The following is a 23,676-nucleotide window of genomic DNA, read 5'->3' as shown; positions in this document are numbered from 1 at the left end:
ATGGATGCGTTCGTATTACTAGGCAGTTTCATACTGCTGATTCTGCTGGGCATGCCGGTTGCCTACGCACTGGGCCTAGCGGCGCTCGTCGGCGCCTGGTGGATCGATATTCCGTTCGATGCGCTGATGATTCAGGTGGCTGGGGGTATCAACAAGTTTTCCCTGCTGGCCATTCCCTTCTTCGTGCTGGCGGGGGCCATCATGGCCGAAGGGGGTATGTCGCGGCGGCTGGTGGAGTGTGCCAACGTACTGGTAGGCTTCATTCGCGGCGGGCTGTCGCTGGTCAACATCCTGGCTTCGACCTTCTTTGGTGCAATTTCCGGCTCCTCCCTGGCGGATACCGCCTCGGTAGGCTCGGTACTGATTCCGGAAATGGAAAAGAAGGGCTATCCGCGTGACTATGCCACTGCCGTTACGGTCAGCGGCTCGGTTCAGGCGCTGCTGACTCCACCCAGCCACAACTCCGTCCTGTACTCGCTGGCTGCGGGTGGCACTGTTTCCATCGGCTCGCTGTTCATCGCCGGCATTGGACCGGGGCTTCTGCTCAGCTCCATTATGATGCTGATGTGCCTGTTCTTCGCCAAGAAGCGCAATTACCCCAAGGGTGAAGTCATTCCCATGAAGCAGGCGCTGAAGATCTGCGTCGAAGCGCTCTGGGGCATGATGACCATGGTAATCATTCTTGGTGGCATTATCTCCGGCATCTTTACAGCAACGGAATCTGCTGCGGTTGCCGTGCTGTGGGCATTCTTCGTGACAATGTTCATCTACCGCGATTACAAGTGGAATGAACTGCCCAAGCTCATGCATCGAACCGTACGTACGGTCTCTGTGGTGATGATCCTGATTGCCTTTGCCTCAAGCTTTGGCTACATCATGACGCTCATGCAGATTCCGGCACAGATCACCGGCGCCCTCATGACCATTTCGGAAAACCGTTATGTAATCCTGATGTGCGTAAACATCATGCTGCTGATCCTGGGTACGGTAATGGATATGGCTCCGCTGATCCTGATCCTGACGCCTATCCTGTTACCGGTCATGATCTCCATTGGCGTAGATCCCGTGCATTTCGGCATGATCATGCTGGTCAACCTGGGTATCGGTCTGATCACCCCACCGGTAGGCGGCGTGCTGTTCGTGGGCGCAGCTGTAGGCAAGGTGACTATCGAGCAAACCGTAAAGGCGCTGCTGCCGTTCTATGTAGCCCTGTTTGCAGCCCTGATGGCCGTAACCTATATCCCCGCAATCTCTCTCTTCCTACCCAGCCTGATGGGTAACTGATCCATCGCATGACTGCTGGTCTCATCGGGACCAGCAGCCCCTCTCTACTGCCGACTGGCAGCTCATCGGATCACCCCTGCAATTCGCTTCGTTTCCCCGCAATTTTTCCTATAGTGAACGTGCCATTATTGATAGCCTTTCAGTACGTTAATGCCTGCATTAATGGCCTGAGCCTGTTGAACCTATAAGAACGATAAAGCCCCACCTGGAGGATGCCTTGATGCAACATGCCGAACGGCTGCCTGCCGCTCTCATCGATGAGGGGCAGTATCGTCTGCTCGTGGAAGCCGTTTCTGACTACGCGATTTTCATGCTGGATCCGGACGGTTTCGTAGCAAGCTGGAATCCCGGCGCTCGCCGCTTCAAAGGGTACGAGACAGCAGAAATCCTCGGTCATCACTTTTCGTGCTTCTATACCGCTGAGGACTTGCTGACCGGCCTACCCGGCCGGGCACTTGAGCAGGCCCGCTGTGAAGGCCGGTTCGAGCAGGAAGGCTGGCGTGTACGCAAGGATGGCACACGCTTCTGGGCGCATGTTGTAATCGACCCTATTCGTAACGCACAAGGCACGCTGTTGGGCTTTGCCAAGGTGACGCGCGACCTTACCGAGCGAAAGGCGGCGGAAGACGCCTTGAGAAAAAGTGAAGAGCAGTTCCGCCTGCTGGTTCAAGGCGTCTCCGATTATGCCCTTTACATGCTGGACCCGACCGGTCAGGTGACTAGCTGGAATGCCGGTGCCGAGAAGATCAAGGGTTACACCCCACAGGAAATCATCGGTCAGCATTTCTCACGCTTCTACACCCCTGAAGATCGGGAAGCAGGCCTGCCCCAACAGGGGCTGGAAACGGCTCAACGTGAGGGTCGTTTTGAAAAGGAAGGCTGGCGAATCCGCAAGGACGGTACACGCTTTTGGGCCAATGTTGTCATCGATGCAATAAGGGACGACAACGGCACCCTCCTCGGCTACGCCAAGGTCACCCGTGACATCACCGAGAAGCGGGAAACCCAACTGGCTCTGGAGCAAGCCCGGGAGGCCCTGTTCCAGTCACAGAAGATGGAAGCCCTGGGCCAGCTGACCGGTGGGATTGCCCACGACTTCAACAACCTACTCATGGTGTTCATTGGCTGCCTTGAGCTGGTTCGCAAGCGTCTGCCGGATGATCCCAAGGTTACACCGCTGCTCGACAATGCCATCCAGGGGGCACAGCGAGGCGTTTCTCTGACCCAGCGCATGCTGGCCTTCGCACGCCGTCAGGAACTGAATCCGGAGACCATTGAGCTGCCTACTCTGGTCCGCGGTATGGCCGAACTGCTTCAGCGCTCTCTGGGCCCGTCGATCAAGATCGAAACCCGCTTTCCGCTGATTCTCAGACCCGCCCACGCCGACACCAATCAATTGGAGCTGGCCCTGCTCAACCTGGCCATGAATGCACGAGACGCCATGCCAGAGGGCGGCTCCATCATCATCTCGGCCCGTGATGAACTGATCTCCCAAGGCCATCCCAGCCACTTGAAACCCGGGGCCTACGTCTGCCTATCGGTACAGGACACCGGCCAGGGAATGGATGAAGACACATTGTCCCGCGCCATGGAGCCTTTCTTTACCACCAAGGGCATCGGCAAGGGAACGGGGCTTGGACTGTCCATGGTGCACGGCCTTACCGAACAATCCGGTGGCAGGCTCATCCTCAAAAGCAGGCTGGGCGAAGGCACTACAGCCGAAATCTGGTTACCCGCCGCGCACGTATCTGCTGCCGGCATGCAGACCACTGACGCCCCCCTACCCGCGCCTTCAACAGACAAACCCGAAAATACCTTTCATATTCTGGTGGTAGACGATGACCCACTTGTTCTGACCAGTACCGCTGCCATGCTGGAGGATCTCGGAAATACCGTTTACAAGGCCTCTAATGGTGCCCAGGCGCTCGATATATTGAGGAAGGCATACCCTCTTGTGGACTTGGTCATTACCGACCAAGCCATGCCTTACATGAGCGGCACTCAATTGGCAGAGGCCATACGGGCTCATTGGGCGGACCTTCCCATAGTGCTCGCATCAGGGTATGCCGAGTTGCCAGCGACGCTTTCGGTTGATCTGCATAAGCTAGCTAAGCCCTTCCGCCTGGAAGAGCTGGCCAAGGCCATTGATCAGGCCATGCGTCCGGACGCCATAGCCTCGGCTTGATGCTCTCACGCCGGGTGGCCATCGCGCACCCGGCCTTCTATCGGCTCGATACCTTTCAATAGAAACTCCACGCCAGCGAAACAGCTCCTATAAAACGTATCCGAATCAATAACCTGATCTGGATTACCACCCTCTTCTCAGCTCATACCTCATTCGCCCTAACCTGATATGGCAGGTATTGCCTCACATTCAGCAGGAAGCCGCACAGTCGAATAGAGCATTAAATCTGTCTTGCGGAGTTATCTATGGATGCTCAGTGTGAAGTTTGTTATTCAATTTTCCCTCCCATCGAGAATCCCAACCGAAGCGGGATGCTTCAGGTTGACGACACCCATCAACTCTATTGGGAGGAGTCCGGCAATCCTGAGGGGTTACCCGTCGTCTATCTGCACGGCGGACCTGGCGAAGGGGCCCCGCCCTCCAAGCGCCAATTCTGGGACCCGGACTATTACCGCATCATCCTCTTCGATCAGCGTGGCGCGTTACGCTCCACTCCCCTGGCCGAGGTTAAAAACAATACGACCCAGCATCTGATCGATGATATCGAGACCCTGAGGGAGATGCTCGGCATTGACAAATGGCTTGTCTGTGGCGGCTCATGGGGAACCACCCTGGCGCTTGCTTATGGCGAAGCCCATCCTGAGCGTTGCCTGGGTTTTGTCCTGCGTGGCATCTTTCTGGGCACAACCGATGAGATCAACTGGTTCGTTTACGGTATGCGCCTGTTTTTCCCAAAGGCCCATGAAGACTTCGTCAAGTGGCTGCCGGAGGAGGAACAAGGTGACCTGTTAGAAGCCTATTGCAAGCGGGTGACCTCCGAAGATAGAGACGTTCGGCAGGAGGCCGCCCGTTACTGGGTAAAATATTCCGGCAGCTGTGCGCTGCTGCGCCATGATCCTGAAGGCGTTGAAGAGCAAGCCGCTGACGATACGACCATGATGGGCATGGGTATCCTGGATCCGTATTACTTCAAGCACAGCATGTTTCTGGAAGACGACCAGTTGCTTCGCAACATTGACCGTATCAACCACCTGCCGTGCGCCATTGTGCAAGGTGGGCACGATATGATCGCAACGCCTCATGCTGCCTATCGGCTGCACAAATCCTGGCCTGGCTCCGTGCTGAACATGGTGCCTGATGCAGGCCACTCACCAATGGAACCCGGAACGCTGAGTGGGCTGATCCAGGCGTTCGAGGTCTTCAAGAAGACCGGCGATTTCCACCAGCCTTGATAGCTCTGTCACGACACAGATACCGCTGGAGCGCTTGCAATAAACCACGCCACACAAGACCTGTGGCGTGGTCGAGGCTGCTGGCAGGGTTTGCCACACCGGCAACCACACGGCAAGCCTTTCCAGAGAGCAGTTAGAACATCAATCCATACCCCATCGGGTACAGAGGTTTGCGGTTGCCTTCTTGGTTAGTTGAGTGACGGTTGATTACCTGTTCCATGGAAAGCGGCAGATCAAACGGTAGCTTGCCTTTGAAGCGGGTCGGATTGACTACCGCGTCCAGAAGGATCTCGTCGGATACACCAAAGTTGCCGATCAGGGCACCTACCTGCCCCTGAAGCTTGGTCAGCACGGCCGGACGATCCAGATACACACTTACAATAGTCGGCACACCCTTTGCGCTGGCAGCCTTGATCTGGATAAGGTCTGGATTGTCCTCCGGGTAATCCAACGAACCTTCATGCTGCATGCTTCCGAACAGATAATTCGGATGTAAGAGCTCGTAGGGCGCTGTGGAACGCATGATGGCAACGTCCGCCTTGTCCAGCGAGTCCACGACATTCAGGCCGGCCTTTTGCGCCGCAGTGGCATCGACGTTATAAAGATAAACGTTTCGGCCCTGGCCAATAGGCAGCAACTTGCGGTTCTTGAGCAGTACCAGCGAGTTCTTTTGTGCGTCATCTGCCAATTGCTGATGCTCTGCACTGCCTACAACCTCGGCGGCCTTGGATTCATCCACATACGGATTCTCGAAGAGTCCCTGCTCGAACTTCTGCTTCATGATGCGGATGACCGCCTCGTCCACACGACGCTCGGACACAAGCCCCTGCTTGACCGCACTCACTACAAGACTGCTGTCATCCACTCCGCCAAGCTGGTCGACCCCGGCGTTGATGGCCTTGGCGGTACGCTCAAGCTCTGTCAGCGACTCGACCCCCCAGGGCATTCCCAGCGAGAACGGCTCACCCGGCTTGCTGCCGTTCTGGCAAGCCTCGTTACAGTCTTTGGTGATCAGCCAGTCGCTCACGACGACGCCCTTAAAGCCATAGCGGTCCCGCAGGAGATCCTGCAACAGGAAGCGATTGAATCCTGCTCCCACCTGCTCTTCAATCGGCCGTCCCTGGTGAGAGGCGTTCTGCAGAATCGAATAGGTCGGCATGACGGAGCCTACATTCGCCTCGAATGCCCCTATGAACGGAACGATATGCTGACGAATGTCCTTGCCGTAGAAATCTGCGTATTTGCCATAGGCATTGTGGCTGTCCCAGCCATCCTTCGCTTCTCCATAGCCTACCCAGTGCTTGACCACAGTCACCACACTGCCCGGGTTTAGGAAATTACCATTCTGCATGCCTTGAACATAGGCGCGAACCAGACGCTTGGCCAACTGGGCATCTTGTCCGAAGGTACCACTGCCACGGGGCCAACGCGGCTCGGTATAGAGATCCGCCTGCGGAGATAGCGCCACGTTGATGCCTACCGCGCGATACTCATCGCGTACGACCTCGGCAAAGGTCTTGACGACCTTAGCGTCCCCAATGGCGCCCAACCCCAAGGCTTCCGGCCATTTGGAGAACGAACCGGACTGGTTGCTGGCACCTGGTGTGTAGAGGAAAGAGTTGCGGGGGTCGGTGCTGATGCTCAGGGGAATCGCCAGCCGCGATTGTTCAGCCAAGACTTGCAGCGCATTGTTCTGTTTGGCGAAATTCTCGGGGTCTGTATCCAGGCGCGTGATATAGGTGTTTACCTTCTTGGTTTCGATCGTCTTGGCAATCGCCTCCTGATCATAGACGGCACCGCCACCCAGCCCACCGGCATCCGCTACGGTCGGAAAGGTGCCATGCATCATGGCTCCTGCCTTCTCCTCAAGCGTCATCCAGGTAACCAGATTGCGGGCACGGTCCTCGGCAGGCAGTCGCCAATCCTCATAACGATCCAGCCGACCGTTACGGTTCATGTCCTTGAACTGCAAGCCGCCCACCGTTAGTACAGGCAGGTCTTTCTGCTCAAGCGTTACACCGTGCGAAGAAATACCTTGCGCCGAGACTCCTGTCGCCAGTGTGGCTAAGCTGATTAAAGCAGCGGCCTTTTTCATCGAACCCTCTCTTTTCCTTGTTATTGGTTAACGTAGCGCACTAATGATCTAGGGCACTGGAACTATAGAGCAGGTTTTACGAATCCGCTTGCTAACCGCACCGATTTGTCTGGCGCAGGTATTTCAACAAGCTTATCTATGTCTTGGCGCGCCCCAGAATCTGGTCCATTACCCGGTCCGTCTTGACGGCTTCCCGCGCTAGCGCAGCGTAGTCACGCTCACCTCGAATATGCGCATTCATACCCAGCACGTGATACCACTGGATATGCTCAGGGTGCTGGATGTACTCGCTAACGGTTTCTTCAGCGTCCAGCCGGACCGGCTCATCACCAAATACTGAAAAGAGAATACGCCCCCGACTGCCAATGATTTCGACTCGATCTTCATGGCGGTCAGCCACAAAATTCCAGCCCCCCATGCCGAGCGCGCCGGATGAGAAACGCCAGCTTGCAACTACTGCATCTTCCGCCGCATAGAGCCCTGCCTGTCTTGCAGTGAAACCGCTTACGGCCACGATATCGCCCAACAGGTACTGGAACAGGTCAAGGCCATGACTGGCCAGATCGGCAAAGTATCCACCCCCTGCGACAGCCGGGTCGGTTCGCCAGTTGGCCTGCTGCTCCAGATCTTTTTGCGAAGGCGGCTTTATCAGGCTCCAGGTCAGCTGCCTGACTTCGCCAATATGGCCCTGCGTCAACCATTCGCGTACCCGCTGAAACCGGGGCAGTGATCGACGGTAATACGATACGAAAAGATGGCGACCCGCCTTGTCGAATGCCTGCTGCATCTTCTCGCTCTGCGTACTGCTGAGCGCCATCGGCTTTTCGACACAGCAATGTTTGCCTGCAGCGGCCACCTGCATGCTATAGGCATGATGGCTGTCGGGAGGCGTTGCGATATAAACAGCGTCCACGTCTGGATCATCGATCAAGGCTTGCGCATCGGTGTATACCCGCGCAATGCCATGACGCGCCGCATAATCGGTGACTGCCTCGGCACAGCGGCCCATCACCGCTACCAGCGCAGAGCCAGGCGCCTTGTAAAAGGCTGGCCCGCTTTTCCGCTCCGTCACATCCCCACAGCCAATCATTCCCCAGCGCACAACATCCATGAATTCTCTCCCGTTCAAGGAATCAATAGGTTCGGCACCTTTTCCCTTGTCTTCGTGCGATACGACCACGCAGACTCAGGACTACCGTACAAAACAGGTGTGTCGGAATAGTAGTCACTGCATCCTATGCTGCGAACTGTTAGTTGGTAACGGCGCGGTGACAAACCATCTGCCCAGGCATACAGCCCGTTCGGCATAGACAATCCATCCGCAACAAGAAGCGAGCCACGATGACCAGCAGCCAACGCCCGGTAACGGGCCTCTCCCTACCTAAACCCATTATCGAGCGGGCCGAAGCCCTTTTGCAGCAAGGTGGTCGTCGCCTGCTGGGAATCGCTGGCCCACCGGGTGCTGGCAAGTCGACCGTGGCGGATCTGCTGGCGGCTGAGCTGGGCACGCGAGCATTGGTCGTACCCATGGACGGCTTTCATCTGGCCAATCGGGAGTTGGCTCGCCTTGGCCGCGCGGAGCGCAAAGGGGCACCGGATACGTTCGATGTGTATGGATACCGGGCCCTGCTGGAGCGTCTCAGGCACCAGCAGGCAGACGAAACGGTCTACGCGCCCTCGTTTCATCGTGACATTGAGGAAGCCATTGCCGGATCGATTCCAGTCTCATCCGAAGTATCGCTGATCATCAGTGAGGGAAACTATCTGCTACTTGATGAAGGCCCCTGGCAACCCGTGGCCGAACTGTTCGACGAGTGCTGGTACGTTGCTGTCGACCCTGATGAGCGCCGTACCCGGCTGATCGAGCGCCATATGCATTTTGGGCGAAGCCGCGAAGCTGCTCAGGCCTGGGTTGAGCAGACCGATGAGCCCAACGCTCTGCGTATCGACCAGTACAAGGATCGAGCCCATCTTCAGATTCCCTGGTCTGATGGACCGGCCCGGTAAGTGAGCTGCGTAATGAATCAAGGACCTGGCTGATGCGTTTCAGACAGGCCCTTGAGGCAGTAGTCACTAGAATAACATCCCCAACAAAGACGCTTTGACCGCCGCCTCCGCCTTATTGGATGCATGAAGTTTCCGCATGGCATTTACCAAGTGAAACTTAACGGTACGCTCGTCGATATTAAGAATCAGTCCAACTTCGATATACGTCTTGCCTACGGCTGTCCATTTGAGAACTTCCCGCTCACGGCAAGTTAGTTCACTCGTACATTCAGGCATGGTTTTCGGAGCCAGAAAACGCACCATTGAAGAATGAACAAGCGTAGTCAGCCATATAAGCTTGGCTTCTTTTTCGTCGAGTTCTGTAACGGTAAGTTTTTCCGAAGAACGAACCAGCGACAACAGCCCCATCGTCCCAAACTGCCCTCGCGACGACAGGCACCAGCCATGACGAATGTCATGCTGCATCGCCTCTTCCCAGAAATCATGCTCCACCGCTGGCTGCTCCGCTGACCAGATCAGAGGGGACTGTTCCCGGATACCGTGCCGTACGGTTGGGTCGATGCAGTAATAATTATTAGCTACATACTTACTTTTCCAGGCATCAGGAAATGTTGTAAGAAGTTCTATTTTTGGGCTAGAAACAGGAAGTGGCGCCTGAAGGCCATAAGAACAGAATTGAAACCCCAGACCTGAAATGATCTTTCCAAGCTCACTGAACAATTGATGTTCGGATTTAGCCCCGGAGCATAAAGAGAGATAATCCTCACGCCAGTCTTTCACATTACTTCAACCTTTGTAAAAGATGCCCAAATGGGCAGTGGTTTGTTTCTAACAGGCTCCGTACCATCATCTATTGGTGATGACTTAATTATTGCGAAACAACTTGTAAGGTGATGAATCTTGGTCGATTTAGGTATTCTTTCGTCGCATCCCAAGGGCGCTGCCATGTCTTTATTAGCACCAGATCATTTCATCCGCATGTCTTACAAGGAGTTCAGCGACGTCACCTTTTACCAATACATGGCCTGGATGGACATGGATCTCGTCGAAGAGCTGCACAGCCTTGGAATAGACGCCGCTTCTGCCGGATTTTGCGAATGGGCCAGCACGACCCATTCACCCTCTATCAGCATTGGCTGGACCTGGTTCAGACAAAGTTCAATTGGAAGCCCCTACCTTGCTCCCGGTGGAATCAGCACCAATCTGATGCTGCGATGTGCAACCGGTTACGATCTGGGACCACGGGCTACAGAAGAACTACTAATATCCTGGCTCTCTCGACAAAACTGGCAGTCCGGAATTCCAGTCACCTTATAAGCAGACCTGTCCAGATGGGCAGCTGTCCAAAAAAACGTCGCTCTCTTGTAATGGAGTAAAGACACTTACGGAGATGCGATATGCTTAATATGGTAACAGGGACGGTTAAAGATTTAAAACCGGCCATGGCACAGGCCCTTTCGGTATATCGATACAACATTTTTGTTGAAAAGATGGGTTGGCCTCTCGAGTGTCAGGAAGGTAATGAACAAGATGAGTTCGACCGTGAAGACACCCTTTATGTAGTGGCACATGACAGCAACAACGAAGTCTGTGGCTGCGCCCGCTTACTGCCCACCCATAAACCGTATCTGCTGGGTGAAGTCTTCCCCGAATTAATGGAAGGCGCGGCCTTACCGCATTCTTCCGATATTTGGGAACTGTCTCGCTTTGCCTTGAGCACCCCCAAAAATAAAGTATTAACCGCTGCGCAATCATGGCAAAACAATATCGCCTTGATGTCAAAAGTAGTTGATGCTGCAAGTGCTCGGGGAGCGCGCCGCTTGATCGCTTTTTCCGGCGTGGGCAACGAAAGACTGCTCAAACGTGCTGGCCTGAATATTCACCGTATTTCCAAACCACATCTTATTGATAACAAACCGGTCGTCGCTTTCTGGATAGAAATCGACAACCAGACAAGAAATGCATTAGGTCTTCAATAAAACGACCTGATTGCCATGCGTGCTTAATAAAAAGATGGATAGACCAATCAATAAAAGGACGTTGATAAAAAGGCCCTAGTTTGGCTTTAAAAACACATCAGGTGATCCCTGCCTTTCAACACCTGAAAGCCAGCTTGACCTTGAATATACGCTTCCCAATCATTTAGATGACTTAAACTCATGACTCAGGCAATCAGATCTTATTCCAGCCGTACAGCAGACAAATTTGTCGTCCGTCTTCCTGAAGGAATGCGCGATCATATTGCGGATGTAGCCCGTCACCATCACCGGAGCATGAACTCCGAAATTATCGCTCGCCTTGAGCAGAGCTTGATCCAGAATGGTGAAATGGACGGTAGCGCCAGAATGCGGCTGGATAGCCCTGAGCTGAGCGCCCATGAACGCGAACTGCTGCAGCGCTTCAGGGGCTTGTCAGGACGTCAGCAGAACGCCTTGATTTCATTGATCGCCGATAACGCAGCGACAGCAGCACGCGAATAGGCACTCTTATCCGGGCCTGCCTTCCGCCATAAGGGCGGGTCCGGATCTTTTCAGGTACAGCCCAAGGCTTACCCCTACACCCCCAGTACCCCCGTCCCTCGTTCATCCCCTCTAAAAACAAGCGAACCGCAGATGACAACAGCGCCGCATTATCTATAATTGGATTCTGCCTTTGCTCTCTTCTTGTCATCTTTAACAGGCTGCAATGTTTGCTTGCTTCTTCGCCCTTGCGTGCCTGTATGTTCAGAGGCTTTCGCCATGCGCGTCTTTTACTTTCTCTTGATTCTTACCACGGGTCTTGCATTTCTCTGGTTATCGCTCCCTGATATCCCCGGCCTTATCACGTTCTCGTGAATACTTCTGGTGCCTGGGCTTTATCAGGCGCCAGGCTAACCTCACCTTAAGCACCACCTGACCGTAGCGCACGATGTTGCTGATAGCGCCCCAGCAACGTACCTATCGCGACAACGATGAGCGCGCCTGTTACACCCGCTGCGTAATGCGCCCATGAAGGCAAGGCAGGCAGGCTGGTATCGGCCACCGCCATTCCACCCGCAATCCAGCCCAACAGCGCCGCGCCCAATTTGATGATGATTGGAAAACGCTCCATCAGGCGCAACACCAGCTTGCTCCCCCAAATAATGATCGGGATGCTGACCACGATTCCAAAAATGACCAGTTCGAGCTGGCCATGGGACGCCCCTGCCACCGCCACAACGTTATCCAGGCTCATAAGCGCATCTGCCACGATAATGGTCCAGATAGCGCCCAGCAGTTTCGGGCTTGCCTTCAAATCAGCATGTTCGTCCTCACCCTCGGGCAGCATTAGTTTTACACCGATCCAGGCGAGCAGCAGCGCACCAACTAGCTTGAGATAAGGCAACGTCAGCAATTCAAGAGCGAAAAAGATCAATACGATCCTGAGCAGGATGGCACCGAGCGCACCGCCCAGAATGGCTTTATTTCGCTGCGCCTCGGGCAGTTTTCTACAAGCCAATGCAATTACCACGGCATTGTCGCCACCCAAGAGGATATCGATCAGGATGATCTGTCCAACAGCAAGCCAAAGATCAGGATTATTCATCAAATCAGTCAACACTATCTCCCTTGAAACAGAGACAGCCGCAACGTGCCGAGCCAGAACACGCAAAGTCTGCCGGTGAGGATTTATACCCCTTGTGGAGCCTCAATGTATCCAAAGGTTTCATGAAGAAGTGCAGACGACCGGAAAGAACGCCTGCTGCCGAGGTCATACGTCTATCCCTACAACGCATTGTGGATGACATTACCGCTACAAGGAGCTCTTGTGGAACCGCTGAAAATCGCCACATTCAATGTGAATGGCCTGCAGGCACGACGTGCTCATCTGCTCGAATGGCTACACCATGAATCCCCTGACATTGTGTGTTTGCAGGAATTGAAAATGGCTGATGCCAGTTTTCCTGTCGATGAGATCCAGAATGCCGGTTACGGTGCGTTATGGCAGGGCCAGAAGTCCTGGAATGGAGTGGCTATCCTGGCAAAGGGCGAAACGCCCCAGGAAAGTCGACGCGGCCTCCCGGGTAATGAGAACGACCCCCAGAGCCGTTATCTGGAAGCGGTCGCTCATGGAGTCGTCGTGGGTTGCCTGTATCTTCCCAATGGCAACCCACAACCAGGTCCTAAATTTGACTACAAGCTGGATTGGTTTGAAAAGCTGAATGCTCATGCTGCCCAGCTGCAGGCAAGTGGTCATCCGGTCGTTCTTGCAGGCGACTACAATGTCATTCCTACAGATGAGGATATCTATAGCACGCGCTCCTGGCAGAAAGATGCGTTATTGCAACCGGAAAGCCGAGCCTGCTTCGAGCAGCTTCTGGAACAAGGCTGGACCGATGCCCTGCGCACCTGCCACCCTAACGAGCGCATCTATACATTCTGGGACTATTTCCGCCAGCATTGGCAGAAAAACTCGGGCATGCGTATCGATCATCTCCTGCTCAGTGCATCACTCGCGCCACGCCTGCTGGATGCCGGTGTAGACCGCTGGGTACGTGACCAGCCCCATGCCAGTGATCACGCTCCTACCTGGATTACGCTCAAGGCTCCATAGTCGAAGACACGATCCGGTCATGGATACCATGCTACATTCGAGATCTGTCCATCGCCGCAAAACAGACCGTGACTCAGCCTACCCTCCTATCGGACCGTTTGCTATTAAGCCCGCTCCTGCCAAGTGATGCACCACGCATTCAGTTGCTGGCCAATTCGCCCTTGATTGCCGATGTAACGGCGCACATTCCCCATCCGTATCCCGATGGATTGGCCGAATCATGGATCGCTACTCACATCGCTCGCTGGGAAGCTGGCGAGCTGGCTGCCTTTGGCATTCGATTGAAACAGACAGAGCAGCTGATTGGCGTCATTTCGCTGAATCATATCCGTGACCGACGCGCTATCGTTGCCTATTGGGTCGGCGTGGATTACTGGAATCAGGGATACGGCTCCGAAGCCTGCAAGGCTATTACAGACTTTGGCTTTCAAACGCTGGACCTGATCGAGGTGCGCGGCAATCACCTTGCGCGCAACCCTGCCTCAGGCAGGGTTCTGGTCAAGAGCGGCTTCGAGTATCTGTTTTCCAAAACCGCTTCGCTAGGTCTGAAAACGGAAGACGAAATGATGATGTTCTATCGACTCACCCGTAGCCCACAAGGTGAGGCAGCCAGCGTCTGAACGGATGCCCTACGAGGCAGACCGGACGGCATCCGTGTTAGAGGTCATGCGCCACCTCGTCGAGCTCATTGCTTTTGATCTGCGTCAGCCGCCCTTCGAACAGGCGATACACCTGATCGGCCACATCAATCAGTGCAGGCCGGTGCGATACGGCAATTATGGTAATACCAGGGGTTAGCGCTTTCAGGGTATGGCTGATCGCGGCTTCGGACTCAGGATCTAGCGCACTGGTGGCCTCATCCAGAATCAACAAACGAGGGTTATGCGCCAGGGCACGGGCAATAACGATACGCTGACGCTGCCCACCCGAAAGACGTCCGCCCCGCTCCCCTACGACAGCATTCATACCGCCGGTGAGTTTTTCCACGAACTCCCATGCTCCGGCTTGCTTCAGCGCCCGCTCGGCATCAGCAGCCGTAAGCTCGGGATCACCCAGCGTAACGTTAGCCAGAACGGTGTCATGCAACAGTAAGGTTTCCTGCGGCACATAGCCAATCAGGCGACGCCATTGGCGCTTGTCGAGCTCCTCAATCGGAACACTGTCGATCAGGACGCGCCCAGACTGCGCAGCCAGCAGCGCACATATCAGATCCAGAATAGTGGTCTTTCCCGAGCCAGACGGCCCTATAAGGCTGGTGAATGTTCCGACCGGAATAGTAAGGTCCACCTCGCTCAGGATCGGTTTGCTTCCGTAATGAAAGGACACCTGCTCGAACACGATAGCGCTTTTCAGAGACGGTGTGCGGGTGCCGCCATTGGGCTCAGCATCCGCCAGCGCCGCGTTGATGGAATCCTGTAACGCCCAATAGGCGCTCTCCTGTGCGGCCATCCGATGATAGCGCTGCTGTGCCTTGTGAAGCAGACCCAGTACCCGCACCACCAGAAAGATGAGCACCATGACAGACGACAGAGGCAGCTTCCAGACCACCAGCGCCGCATACAGCCCAGCGGCTGCCAGGATGGCAAGCATGGGCTCCTGAAGCGCACGCAACGCTTCACGGCTCATGACCTCACGTTCCATCGCCTTGTTGAGCTCGGCTGCCTGATGGCGAAGCAGCGAATCGGCAATGTCATAACGCGCCATGGCTTTGAGCGGCTTGACCGACCCCAGCGTATCGGTCAGATGAGCCAGCAGCTCGCGCATGAGACTGGTCTGACTCTTGCCGGCGCGCCGGGACGTCTTTACCAGACGCTGCAGGGCCATCAGGAGAAAACCTCCAAGGATGAGCGAAACCAGCGTTGCCTTCCACGAAACGATGAACGCAATGACGGCATACACAACCGCCTGGATGACCAGCGCCAACATGTTGGCCGCATGCTCATACCCTGTCGAGGCACGATAGGCTTCGGTCGCTACAGCATTGGCCAGCGCACCGGCAGGCTGACGCAGGTAATATTCCCAGCGACTCCCCAGCAACGCACGAATCAGATCGATTCGAAGGTCAGTAGCCACATGGGCTACGGCATAACCGACCTGACGGTTACCCAAGAGCACCAATGTACTGCTCAGCGTCAGCCCCACAACGATCACGACCAGCATCGTTACCAGCGTAGGCTCAAGACCCACCAGCCCAAGGACATGAATGACCTTATTGGCCAAGTCAGAATGCGCCTGATCACCCAGGGCAATGGAGAGTAGCGGCAGTAAGGTCGTCAAGCCGACCCCTTCCGCGATACCTGCCAGCAGCAGGCTTATCAACATCAGAAACGTACGCACCGGGTAAGCCCGGCCGTAAGCAAAAAGAATCCGCATGGTATATCCGTTAGCGATGGGCTCGGTTAACTGGATAGGGAGCGCACGGCTCAACCTATCGCCAGACTACAAAGGGGTAATCCAGCTCCGTATCCCTGTGAGCCTATAGCTTGGTTCATAAACTCTCGATCTGCCTTACCCCTGTGAAAGCGGCGTAAGGCAGACACGTCAGCCGACTTGCGCCGCGGTCGAAAACACATCACGTAGCGTTGCAAAGGCAGCAATGATCTGGTCGATCTGTTCTGGCGTATGAGCGGCGCTGACACTGCAGCGAACCAGCGCATCCCCGTTGGGGCTGGCAGGAGGCAGCACCAGATTCACATAAACGCCCTGCTCGATCAGCGCTTCCCAGAAGGCAACGCCCTCCTTGGGCGAACCCAGCATGACCGGAATGACAGGACTCGGTCTTGAACTTACCCGATAGCCTAACGCCGACAATCCCTTGTGCAGCTGTCGTGCATTGTCCCAAAGCTGCGTTCTAAGCTCGGGACGGGTACGCAGGCTACGTAACGCCGTACGCACGGAAGCAATCACTGAAGGCGAAGGTGACGCTGTAAAGATATAAGGGCGACTTGCATAACGAAGCAGATCAAACTCAGCGTGCTGGCTTGCTGCAAAGCCGCCAATCGCACCCAGACTCTTGCTGAACGTACCCAGGATGACATCTACTTCGTCCTCGACGCCCAGCTCCTCGGCCAGACCGCGGCCGTTGGCACCCAGCACCCCAACGGAATGCGCTTCATCAACCAGCAGATATCCACCCAGACGACGCTTGATCTCGACGATCTCCTTGAGTGGCGCCTGATCACCCATCATGCTGTAGATGCCTTCTACAATGATGATCGCATCACGGGCCTTTTCGCCCAGGCGAAGCATGCGCTTTTCCAGGTCGGCGGCATCGTTATGCCGGAAGCGAATGACCTGTGCCCCACCCATGCGGCAGGCATCATAGATACTGGCATGGCAATCGGCATCCAGCAGGACGATGTCGTCCGGCCCCGCCAGGGTGCCGATAATGCCCAGGTTGGCCAGATAGCCTGTCGAGAATACAATGACCGAGCGGCGTTGAAAGAAATCACCTAATTCCTCTTCAAGTGCCATGTGGCTGCCGTAGCTGCCATTAGCCATGCGCGAGCCGGTCGTACCAGTGCCTTCATGTTCCAACGCCTGCTGGGCAGCCTTGATGCATTCAGCATCGAAGGTCAACCCCAGGTAATTGTTGGTTCCCGCAAGCACTACACGCCACTGCCCGATACGTCCTTCAGTAGGCGTATATATTTCGTCGATGCGCGTACCAAAGGGACTGGGCTCCGCCTGGATCAGAGCGGTACGTTCCTGTGCCAGCTTGTTAAACTTATCGAACAGTGCCATCTGCAGGCTCCAGCAAGGCGATGACAGCATGTGCCAGTTGCGCGGGGGTTCGGACGTCGGTCAGGACATTGAGCGGGATGGAGATATTGAACTCGTCTTCCATTTCCATCAGAAGATCCATGACCTTGATGGAGTCCAGGCCAAGCTCCTGAATCAGATCGATGTCGGGATGAATAGGCGTACCAGGAGGCGCAAGGCGATTGAGGTAAGCAAAGATCTTTTCGAGTATTTTTTCTTGGGATGTCATGACTAAGCCCCTAAACGGAATGAATGCCCTAGGCCTTTCAGAAACTACGCTCTTGCAAAGCCTTCTCCAGCAGGATATTTGGATGCCATCCCAGTGCCTGCTCAACGGCTGCATTACTGCATGACCAGTCAGGATGTCTCAACTCACCTACCTTGGCGGGTGTCAGCATGGGTGCACGTCGTGTCAGGCGGGAAAGGGACAGATTGACCTGTGCCATTCCCTCAAGCACTGCGGCAGGCACAGTAACCTTACGCACCGGCCCTTGGCGAACTCTTTTAGCAATCTCGGCAATGCTCTGCCAGTCATAGCCGTCAGGATGACCATCACTGAGTTCATAGGTAGCCGAGTGTACCTGCGAGGCACCGACCCAGGCCACCACAGCGCGGACGAGATCTTCCACATGAATGAATGACAAGCGTGCGGATTGCTCACCCAGCGTCAATAGCCAGCCACGCAGCAACCACTGGAATAGTGGCCGCATCTCCTTGTCGCCCGGCCCATAAACTGCGGTAGGTCTGAATACCGTAACCGGAAGGTCGCCGGCCCGTTGCTGGATAGCCTGCTCTGCCTCACGTTTGGAGGCTGCATACCAGGACAACTCTGGATGCCGAGCCGCTAAAGAAGACATCAAAAGAAACCGCCGGCCTGCACCAATCCGCCGTACAGCCTCCATCAGATGGACGCTACCGCCGACGTTGATCCGGTTGAACTGATCGGGCGTGCTGCCTCTAACGGCACCGGCAAGGTGGATAACAATGTCCGCCCCGTCTACCAGATGCTCAAGTGAATCAGGCTCCTCAAGCGAACCCTTGATCCAGGTGACACCGTCGCGGGGGCCGTCTTCGCGTCGGTTTAGAGCGCGTACCGTGAGATTCGCTTCAACCAGACGCTTGCGCAAGATGGTTCCGATAAAGCCTGTCGCCCCCGTGAGGGCGACAACCTGAGCGGTCAAAGGCTTATCCAGCAGCAAGAGAGAGGCCGCAATCAGCCTCGATCTGCTGGATAAACCGCTTGCGTGCCTCGGCTCGCGAGGGCTTGCCGGATGACGTACGCGGTAATGAATGAGGCGGCACCAGCTCCACCCGGCAGGTAAGGCCAAACTCGCTGTTGATGAGCTTGGTCAGCGATTGAGCAAAATGCTCACGCTGTTCCAGATCCATGATACGGCACTGAACCTGGACGACGACCTGAGGCTCCTCTTCGCCTGGAATAAGAAAGGCAATGACGTCGCCGGGGCGAATATCCGGCTGGCATTCGGCCAAGTACTCAATGTCTTGAGGCCAGATATTACGTCCGCGCACAATGATCAAGTCCTTGCGGCGACCGGTAATATAGAGCTCACCCTTGGAGAGATAGCCCAGATCTCCCGTATCCAGCCAATCACCTTCAGGGCTCATGACTGCCTGGGTAGACTCTTCGTCGCAGAAATAACCCGACATCAGGCTCGGCCCTTTCAGGGTAATACGACCGATTGCACGCTCAGGCAAGGCATGTCCGTTGTCATCACGGATTTCAAGCGTATGTGCGGGCAGGGCCGCACCACAATTGACAAAGCTGCTGGCGTTGCTGTCCGGCCCGTCGAAAGGAATGGCCTGGGAATGGTGCTCAAGCTCCCAGCGATTGATACGGTCCGTCTGGATACCGGTATCACGACGCGCGAAGCTGACGCCCAGGGTGCTTTCCGCCAGTCCATAACAGGGCAAAAACGCCTTGCGATCAAAGCCCGTCCGTTCGAACTGCATGGCGAAACGGTTCAACACCTCTGCCCTGATAGGCTCGGCGCCAATACCTGCGATGCGCCAGCTGGACAGGTCAAAACGCTCCATATCGCTTTCGCGAACACGGCGCGTGCAAATGTCGTAACCAAAAGGAGGTGCAAACGAAATCGTACCGCGGTTCTGGCTGATCAGACTCAGCCACTGCCTGGGACGCATGGCAAAGTCCTGAGTCCGCAGATAGTCAACGGACAGTTGGGACGCCATCGGGCCAAGGACAAATCCGACCAACCCCATGTCATGATAGAACGGTAACCACGAGACGCAGCGATCACCCGGCTGAACGCCCAGGCCATCTCGCGTAATGCCTTGCAGATTCGCCATCACAGCCCGCTGCGTTACAACGACACCACGCGGGAAACGGGTACTGCCAGAGGTGTACTGCAGGTACGCGACCTCATCGGCACGGGAAGGCGCCAGCTCGACTGCTATAAGCGGGCGCAAGGAGAGCTCCTTGGCCGTACCGATGAATCGCATCGGCTGCTCAGCGGCCTCCTCGGCAAACTTGACCAACTCGGCCGGTGCGAATACGACAGAGGCTTCGCAACTCTTGAGGAGTCCCTTGAGTTTCTTGACGTAGATATCGTGACTGCCTAGCCCCGAGGGAATCGGCAGCGGAACGGGCACAAAGCCGCCGTACTGACAGCCGTAGAAAACCTCCATGAAGGACAGATCGGTGTCGGCGATCAGGGCAACCCGATCTCCCCGCTCAAGGCCCAAACCATGAAGCCGTTTAGCGACCTTGAGAGCCTCTCTTCTAAGGGCACCGTACTGTACAACAGCCGTCAGGCGGCAACGGCCATCATAGAAGTTCAGCCCTGTTTCACCTTCAGCCGCATAATCAAGCGCTTCCGACAACGTCGAAAAATCAGCCAGGCGCTGAGGTAAACCGTGTTGAGTTAGTGTTGCAGACATGTACAGTTCGGCCATCCCTTTGGTCCTGCTTTCAGCACATCGCATGCAGCGGGCCGATCAGCAAGGCCAGCAGCGCATCAGTTCATCACGTAAATTAATGTTGTCGACCTCCTGAAACTCAATCGATGAATTCAGCTGAGGGGGTCCTGGCCAGGCACTATCACTGAACTCCCGGTCAGCCCAAGTACGGGGACTCTTGTAACGAGGTATTACATGAAAATGGACGTCTGGATCGACCATCATCAACATTAGATAGTTCAGTTTGTCGTAGTTGAAGATAGTTTTTAAAGTGCTTTCAATGTCGACAGTAACAGCTTTGAGCTCTGCAAATGCTGCCGGACTCAACTCGGCAAAGGCCGTCACCTGCTCCTTGGCAATCAATACCAGAGAGCCCAACGTTACCTGCTGGGGTCGCAACAGCACCGCCCAATATCGGTAATCACGAATCACAGTATCAGGAGCGCCAAACTTCTTCATGGTGGCGTTCAACGCATCAGTCGATTCCATCCAGACCCCATTGATCATCGTATGATTAGGTTCGGCTACGGAAGTTAAATGTTTATGCGCTGCTTTGAAAGCCTATTCGAATCACTAATGCTTGTTATTTTTTGAAACATCCGTAAACCATAAGCGCATAATCGTGCCGTGGGAAGAAGTAATGTGTGTATGTAAGGAAGCATGTTTCTAGTGCAACGCGAAGCATTGTTCAGCTAACCAAGCCAAAGGCCTTCATGTGGACCAACTTACTTCCGGGATCAAAGGAACAATCGAGGTCAGACCGGTTGTCAGCAAGACGGATATGGCGACCTTTATCGGTTTCCCGGGCCGCCTCTACAAGAGCGACCCGAACTGGGTCGAACCTTTGCATTTCGAGCGCCACGAGCACCTTTCCCGAAAAAACCCGGTATTCGAACACTTGAAATGGCGGGCCTGGATTGCCTGGTCAGGTCACGAGCCGGTAGGACGTATCACGGCGCAGGTGGACACGCTGCATCGTGAGCGTCATGGCCAGGATACCGGCCACTTCGGCATGCTCGAAGCCATTGATGATCCAACCGTCTTTCAGGCACTGATCGACACGGCTGAAGCCTGGCTGCTCGAGCAAGGCGCTCGTCGTATTACAGGCCCCTTCAGCCTGACCATCAATGAAGAGAGCGGGCTTCTTGTCGAAGGCTTCGATACACCGCCAATGTTTATGATGAGCCATGGCCACCCTTACTACAGCCAGCAGTTGGAGAATAATGGCTACCGGCCCGCTGCCGATCTTCTGGCGTACTGGATGCGTACGGACGAGCTCAACTTCACGCCGACCATGCGCCGTATGATGGATCGCTACCGTGGGCGGGTTCGCATCCGAACGCTGGACCGTAGCCGTTTCGCCGAAGAAATGCAGACACTGCGCGATATCTTCAACGATGCCTGGGCTAACAACTGGGGCTTCGTTCCCTTTACCGAAGCCGAGTTTCGGGAGATGGGTAACAACCTCAAGCTGCTGGTGCCCGATGACCTGCTGTACATTGCTGAAGTAGATGGCAAGCCCAGCGCATTCATCATTGCCCTGCCCAACCTGAATGAGGTGATCAGGCCACTTAACGGCAAACTCCTGCCCTTTGGCTGGCTGCGTCTGCTGTGGCGACTCAAGATTCGCAAGCCAACCACAGCGCGCGTACCGTTGATGGGGGTACGTCAGGAACATCAATTCAGCCGCCTCGGTCCTACGCTGGCGCTGCTCCTGATCGAAGCGCTCAAACCACCCTTCGTCAGGCACGGCCTTGAAGCCTTGGAGATGTCCTGGATTCTGGAAAGCAATACCGGCATGCGCACTATTCTCGAGCAGATTGGCACCCACCAGTACAAGCGATACCGCGTCTATGAAAAGCAGCTCTGAATCCAAACCCTTTTCGGCACTGGTTCTGGCCGCTGACCGACATGACGGGGACGCAGTGGCAATGGCGGCCGGTGTGGACTGCAAGGCATTGGCAACCGTAGGCGGCATTCCGATGGTTCGCCGTGTGACTAGCACCCTGCGCTCAAGCCCTCTGGTGGAGCGCATTACGCTCATAGGCCCTACCCGCGCCCTGTTGCGCCAGGAACCTCAGGTAGAAGCATGGCTGCAAGCCGGTGAAATCAACTGGCTGAGCCATGCTAACTCTCCCAGCGCCAGCGCCGCGCTCGGCCTTGAGGCGGAAGATCCAACGCAACCGGTGTTATTGACGACTGCCGACCATGCACTGTTGACGCCGGACATGGTCGATTACTTCCTGACCGAGGCCCGGCGCAGCGGATGTGATTTTGTGGTGGGCGTTGCTCGCCTGGAAACAGTCAAGGCGCGCTTTCCCGGAAATCGCCGTACGGCGATCAAGCTCAAGGACGGCCCTTTCTGTGGCTGCAACCTGTTTGCGTTTATGACGGAGCGCGGTCATCAGCTGGCTCCCTTCTGGAGACGGATCGAGCAGGAGCGCAAGCGACCATGGCGAGTCATCACGGGTGCTTTGGGCTGGACGGCAGTGCTTCGCTACCTGGCGGGGAAGTTGACCTTGGAGCAGGTACTGGAGCGGTTGTCACGCAAACTGAACATGCGAATTGGCGCGGTGGTGCTACCCTTTGCCGAGGCCGCAGTTGATGTGGATACGCCAGCGGACCGTCAACTGGTAGAGACGATCCTGGCGGAAAGAGTCAGGCGTGAAGCGGCTCAGTATTGAGCCGCTGCTGATGTCGCCATCTGCCAGGTATGCACCTTGTGCTTGGCAGCTTCGAGATCCTGGGGGAAATCCAGCTCGCCCCAGCTCAGTCCTTCGATGGACTGTACGTAAACCTGGCCGGTCTGCTGAGCGATTTCATCGATAATGCTCAGATACCAGCGTTGCAGGGCTTCAGGCTTGCGCATGTTGTCTTCAAGCGCCTTGCGAAACAGAACGCCCCCCTCCGGCTGGAAGTACATCATGCCGATTGATTCGCCATTGACCGTTGGCAACGGCAACGTCTTGCCCACACGCATCAGCTGATCGCCTTCGAGACAGACCTTCATATCATCGCTGTCATAGGAGGGCTTGCGGTCGATGGCCAGTGTGATAGGCCGCGGCGACGCACCCAAAAGACGCTTGAGTACCGGTAGATCAAACAGCGTATCGCCATTGAGTAGCAGAAAATCATCACGCATGGCTTCACGCGCCATCCAGCAACTGGCCAGGTTATCCGCAACCTCATAAAAGGGATTGAACAGCGTGTGGATGACGCCTGCACCATAACGGTCACTCAATACACGCTCTACCTGACCCGCCTCATAGCCTACGACAACCGTAATGTCTTCTATTCCTGCAGCCATTAGGCCATCGATCTGCCATTCGATAACCGTACGCCCCTCAAGCTCGATAAGGCACTTGGGCTTGTTTTCAGTATAAGGAAGAAGCCGACGTCCTTGCCCCGCACTTAAAATGATCGCCCGACGGGGCTCATTCCGTTCAAGATGATTCAATGCCGTCTCCTAACAGGAAGGAACTTAACCACCTCGAAGCAGCCAAACCCCGGCCAAACATTTAAGGATGGTTATTCAGCCAGTTACGTATGAATAAACGGTATAGTAACCGGCAGGTGTTTTGGAACCACAGAAGGCTCCAGAG

Annotated in this window: 22 protein-coding genes; 11 read left to right on the top strand and 11 right to left on the bottom strand. The window is 55.4% G+C overall.

Features of this window, described 5'->3' with window-relative positions; genetic code table 11:
- The 3 genes from AC4LF3_RS09110 to pip all read left to right on the top strand — a co-directional run bounded on the left by AC4LF3_RS09110 (nucleotide 1) and on the right by pip (nucleotide 4,701).
- On the top strand, nucleotides 1-1,284 hold the full coding sequence (locus AC4LF3_RS09110) for a TRAP transporter large permease (RefSeq protein WP_150347494.1): 1,284 nt from the start codon (nucleotides 1-3) through the stop codon (nucleotides 1,282-1,284).
- Nucleotides 1,285-1,504: 220 nt separating this feature from the next.
- A complete protein-coding gene (locus AC4LF3_RS09105) occupies nucleotides 1,505-3,469 on the top strand; it encodes a hybrid sensor histidine kinase/response regulator (RefSeq protein ID WP_491835136.1) in 1,965 nt (654 codons plus the stop codon).
- Nucleotides 3,470-3,714: 245 nt separating this feature from the next.
- A complete protein-coding gene (gene pip / locus AC4LF3_RS09100) occupies nucleotides 3,715-4,701 on the top strand; it encodes a prolyl aminopeptidase (RefSeq protein ID WP_010798149.1) in 987 nt (328 codons plus the stop codon).
- Nucleotides 4,702-4,834: 133 nt separating this feature from the next.
- Here the strand turns inward: pip and AC4LF3_RS09095 are convergent, their stop codons facing one another.
- Together AC4LF3_RS09095 and AC4LF3_RS09090 are read right to left on the bottom strand one after the other, a co-directional pair.
- Entirely contained in the window at nucleotides 4,835-6,796 is a 1,962-nt protein-coding gene (locus AC4LF3_RS09095) for a glycoside hydrolase family 3 protein (RefSeq protein ID WP_312271124.1), read from the bottom strand.
- A gap of 136 nt (nucleotides 6,797-6,932) precedes the next feature.
- Complete coding sequence (locus AC4LF3_RS09090; RefSeq protein ID WP_491835135.1) at nucleotides 6,933-7,907, bottom strand: Gfo/Idh/MocA family protein; 975 nt, start codon at nucleotides 7,905-7,907, stop codon at nucleotides 6,933-6,935.
- Between the two features lie 230 nt (nucleotides 7,908-8,137).
- Here AC4LF3_RS09090 and AC4LF3_RS09085 point away from each other — a divergent pair, with 230 nt between their 5' ends.
- Nucleotides 8,138-8,803 carry a nucleoside/nucleotide kinase family protein gene (locus AC4LF3_RS09085; protein WP_491835134.1) on the top strand — a complete coding sequence of 222 codons (666 nt, stop codon included), beginning with the start codon at nucleotides 8,138-8,140 and terminating at the stop codon, nucleotides 8,801-8,803.
- 66 nt (nucleotides 8,804-8,869) lie between these two features.
- Here the strand turns inward: AC4LF3_RS09085 and AC4LF3_RS09080 are convergent, their stop codons facing one another.
- Nucleotides 8,870-9,583, bottom strand: a complete 714-nt coding sequence (locus AC4LF3_RS09080; RefSeq protein WP_010798145.1) for a LuxR family transcriptional regulator — start codon at nucleotides 9,581-9,583, stop codon at nucleotides 8,870-8,872.
- Nucleotides 9,584-9,703: 120 nt separating this feature from the next.
- On the opposite strand from AC4LF3_RS09080, the gene AC4LF3_RS09075 reads away from it, so the two are divergent.
- From AC4LF3_RS09075 to AC4LF3_RS09065, 3 genes are all read left to right on the top strand, one after another.
- Nucleotides 9,704-10,120, top strand: coding sequence for a DUF4902 domain-containing protein (locus tag AC4LF3_RS09075; RefSeq protein WP_083397884.1), 417 nt, complete (start codon nucleotides 9,704-9,706; stop codon nucleotides 10,118-10,120).
- An 80-nt stretch (nucleotides 10,121-10,200) separates the two neighbouring features.
- The gene (locus tag AC4LF3_RS09070; RefSeq protein ID WP_122042672.1) at nucleotides 10,201-10,782 is read left to right on the top strand and encodes an acyl-homoserine-lactone synthase; all 582 of its coding nucleotides are present in this window, start codon (nucleotides 10,201-10,203) and stop codon (nucleotides 10,780-10,782) included.
- A 180-nt stretch (nucleotides 10,783-10,962) separates the two neighbouring features.
- On the top strand, nucleotides 10,963-11,283 hold the full coding sequence (locus tag AC4LF3_RS09065) for an Arc family DNA-binding protein (protein WP_010798142.1): 321 nt from the start codon (nucleotides 10,963-10,965) through the stop codon (nucleotides 11,281-11,283).
- 400 nt (nucleotides 11,284-11,683) lie between these two features.
- Here AC4LF3_RS09065 and AC4LF3_RS09060 read toward each other — a convergent pair whose 3' ends face one another.
- Nucleotides 11,684-12,379 (bottom strand): TerC family protein, encoded by a 696-nt coding sequence (locus tag AC4LF3_RS09060; RefSeq protein ID WP_286788625.1) that lies wholly within the window; start codon nucleotides 12,377-12,379, stop codon nucleotides 11,684-11,686.
- Between the two features lie 210 nt (nucleotides 12,380-12,589).
- Here AC4LF3_RS09060 and AC4LF3_RS09055 point away from each other — a divergent pair, with 210 nt between their 5' ends.
- Both AC4LF3_RS09055 and AC4LF3_RS09050 read left to right on the top strand, forming a co-directional pair.
- Nucleotides 12,590-13,375 (top strand): exodeoxyribonuclease III, encoded by a 786-nt coding sequence (locus AC4LF3_RS09055; RefSeq protein ID WP_475255682.1) that lies wholly within the window; start codon nucleotides 12,590-12,592, stop codon nucleotides 13,373-13,375.
- Nucleotides 13,376-13,443: 68 nt separating this feature from the next.
- Nucleotides 13,444-13,995, top strand: coding sequence for a GNAT family N-acetyltransferase (locus tag AC4LF3_RS09050; protein ID WP_491835133.1), 552 nt, complete (start codon nucleotides 13,444-13,446; stop codon nucleotides 13,993-13,995).
- 37 nt (nucleotides 13,996-14,032) lie between these two features.
- Here the strand turns inward: AC4LF3_RS09050 and AC4LF3_RS09045 are convergent, their stop codons facing one another.
- From AC4LF3_RS09045 to AC4LF3_RS09020, 6 genes are all read right to left on the bottom strand, one after another.
- Nucleotides 14,033-15,748, bottom strand: coding sequence for an ABC transporter ATP-binding protein (locus AC4LF3_RS09045; RefSeq protein WP_491835132.1), 1,716 nt, complete (start codon nucleotides 15,746-15,748; stop codon nucleotides 14,033-14,035).
- 168 nt (nucleotides 15,749-15,916) lie between these two features.
- The gene (spt, locus tag AC4LF3_RS09040) at nucleotides 15,917-17,119 is read right to left on the bottom strand and encodes a serine palmitoyltransferase (RefSeq protein WP_181123571.1); all 1,203 of its coding nucleotides are present in this window, start codon (nucleotides 17,117-17,119) and stop codon (nucleotides 15,917-15,919) included.
- Entirely contained in the window at nucleotides 17,103-17,366 is a 264-nt protein-coding gene (locus AC4LF3_RS09035; protein WP_491835131.1) for an acyl carrier protein, read from the bottom strand. The genes spt and AC4LF3_RS09035 overlap by 17 nt, the downstream gene beginning before the upstream one ends.
- 37 nt (nucleotides 17,367-17,403) lie before the next feature.
- Complete coding sequence (locus AC4LF3_RS09030) at nucleotides 17,404-18,318, bottom strand: NAD-dependent epimerase/dehydratase family protein (RefSeq protein WP_491835130.1); 915 nt, start codon at nucleotides 18,316-18,318, stop codon at nucleotides 17,404-17,406.
- Nucleotides 18,319-18,322: 4 nt separating this feature from the next.
- Nucleotides 18,323-20,071, bottom strand: a complete 1,749-nt coding sequence (locus AC4LF3_RS09025) for a fatty acyl-AMP ligase (protein ID WP_491835129.1) — start codon at nucleotides 20,069-20,071, stop codon at nucleotides 18,323-18,325.
- Between the two features lie 42 nt (nucleotides 20,072-20,113).
- Complete coding sequence (locus AC4LF3_RS09020; RefSeq protein WP_037030207.1) at nucleotides 20,114-20,563, bottom strand: HIT family protein; 450 nt, start codon at nucleotides 20,561-20,563, stop codon at nucleotides 20,114-20,116.
- A gap of 226 nt (nucleotides 20,564-20,789) precedes the next feature.
- On the opposite strand from AC4LF3_RS09020, the gene AC4LF3_RS09015 reads away from it, so the two are divergent.
- Complete coding sequence (locus AC4LF3_RS09015) at nucleotides 20,790-21,944, top strand: N-acetyltransferase (RefSeq protein WP_434136115.1); 1,155 nt, start codon at nucleotides 20,790-20,792, stop codon at nucleotides 21,942-21,944.
- A complete protein-coding gene (locus AC4LF3_RS09010; RefSeq protein ID WP_434136114.1) occupies nucleotides 21,928-22,758 on the top strand; it encodes a nucleotidyltransferase family protein in 831 nt (276 codons plus the stop codon). Before AC4LF3_RS09015 ends, AC4LF3_RS09010 begins: the two co-directional genes overlap by 17 nt.
- On the opposite strand, the gene AC4LF3_RS09005 is transcribed toward AC4LF3_RS09010, so the two are convergent.
- Nucleotides 22,749-23,531 carry a phosphocholine cytidylyltransferase family protein gene (locus AC4LF3_RS09005; protein WP_010798129.1) on the bottom strand — a complete coding sequence of 261 codons (783 nt, stop codon included), beginning with the start codon at nucleotides 23,529-23,531 and terminating at the stop codon, nucleotides 22,749-22,751. The two genes, AC4LF3_RS09010 and AC4LF3_RS09005, sit on opposite strands and share 10 nt — an antisense overlap.
- Nucleotides 23,532-23,676 lie beyond the last annotated feature (145 nt).

This window comes from Pseudomonas sp. C2.3V, assembly GCF_058536325.1.
Note: the sequence above shows the minus strand (reverse complement) of the source record. Positions and strands in the feature narration are given on the sequence as shown.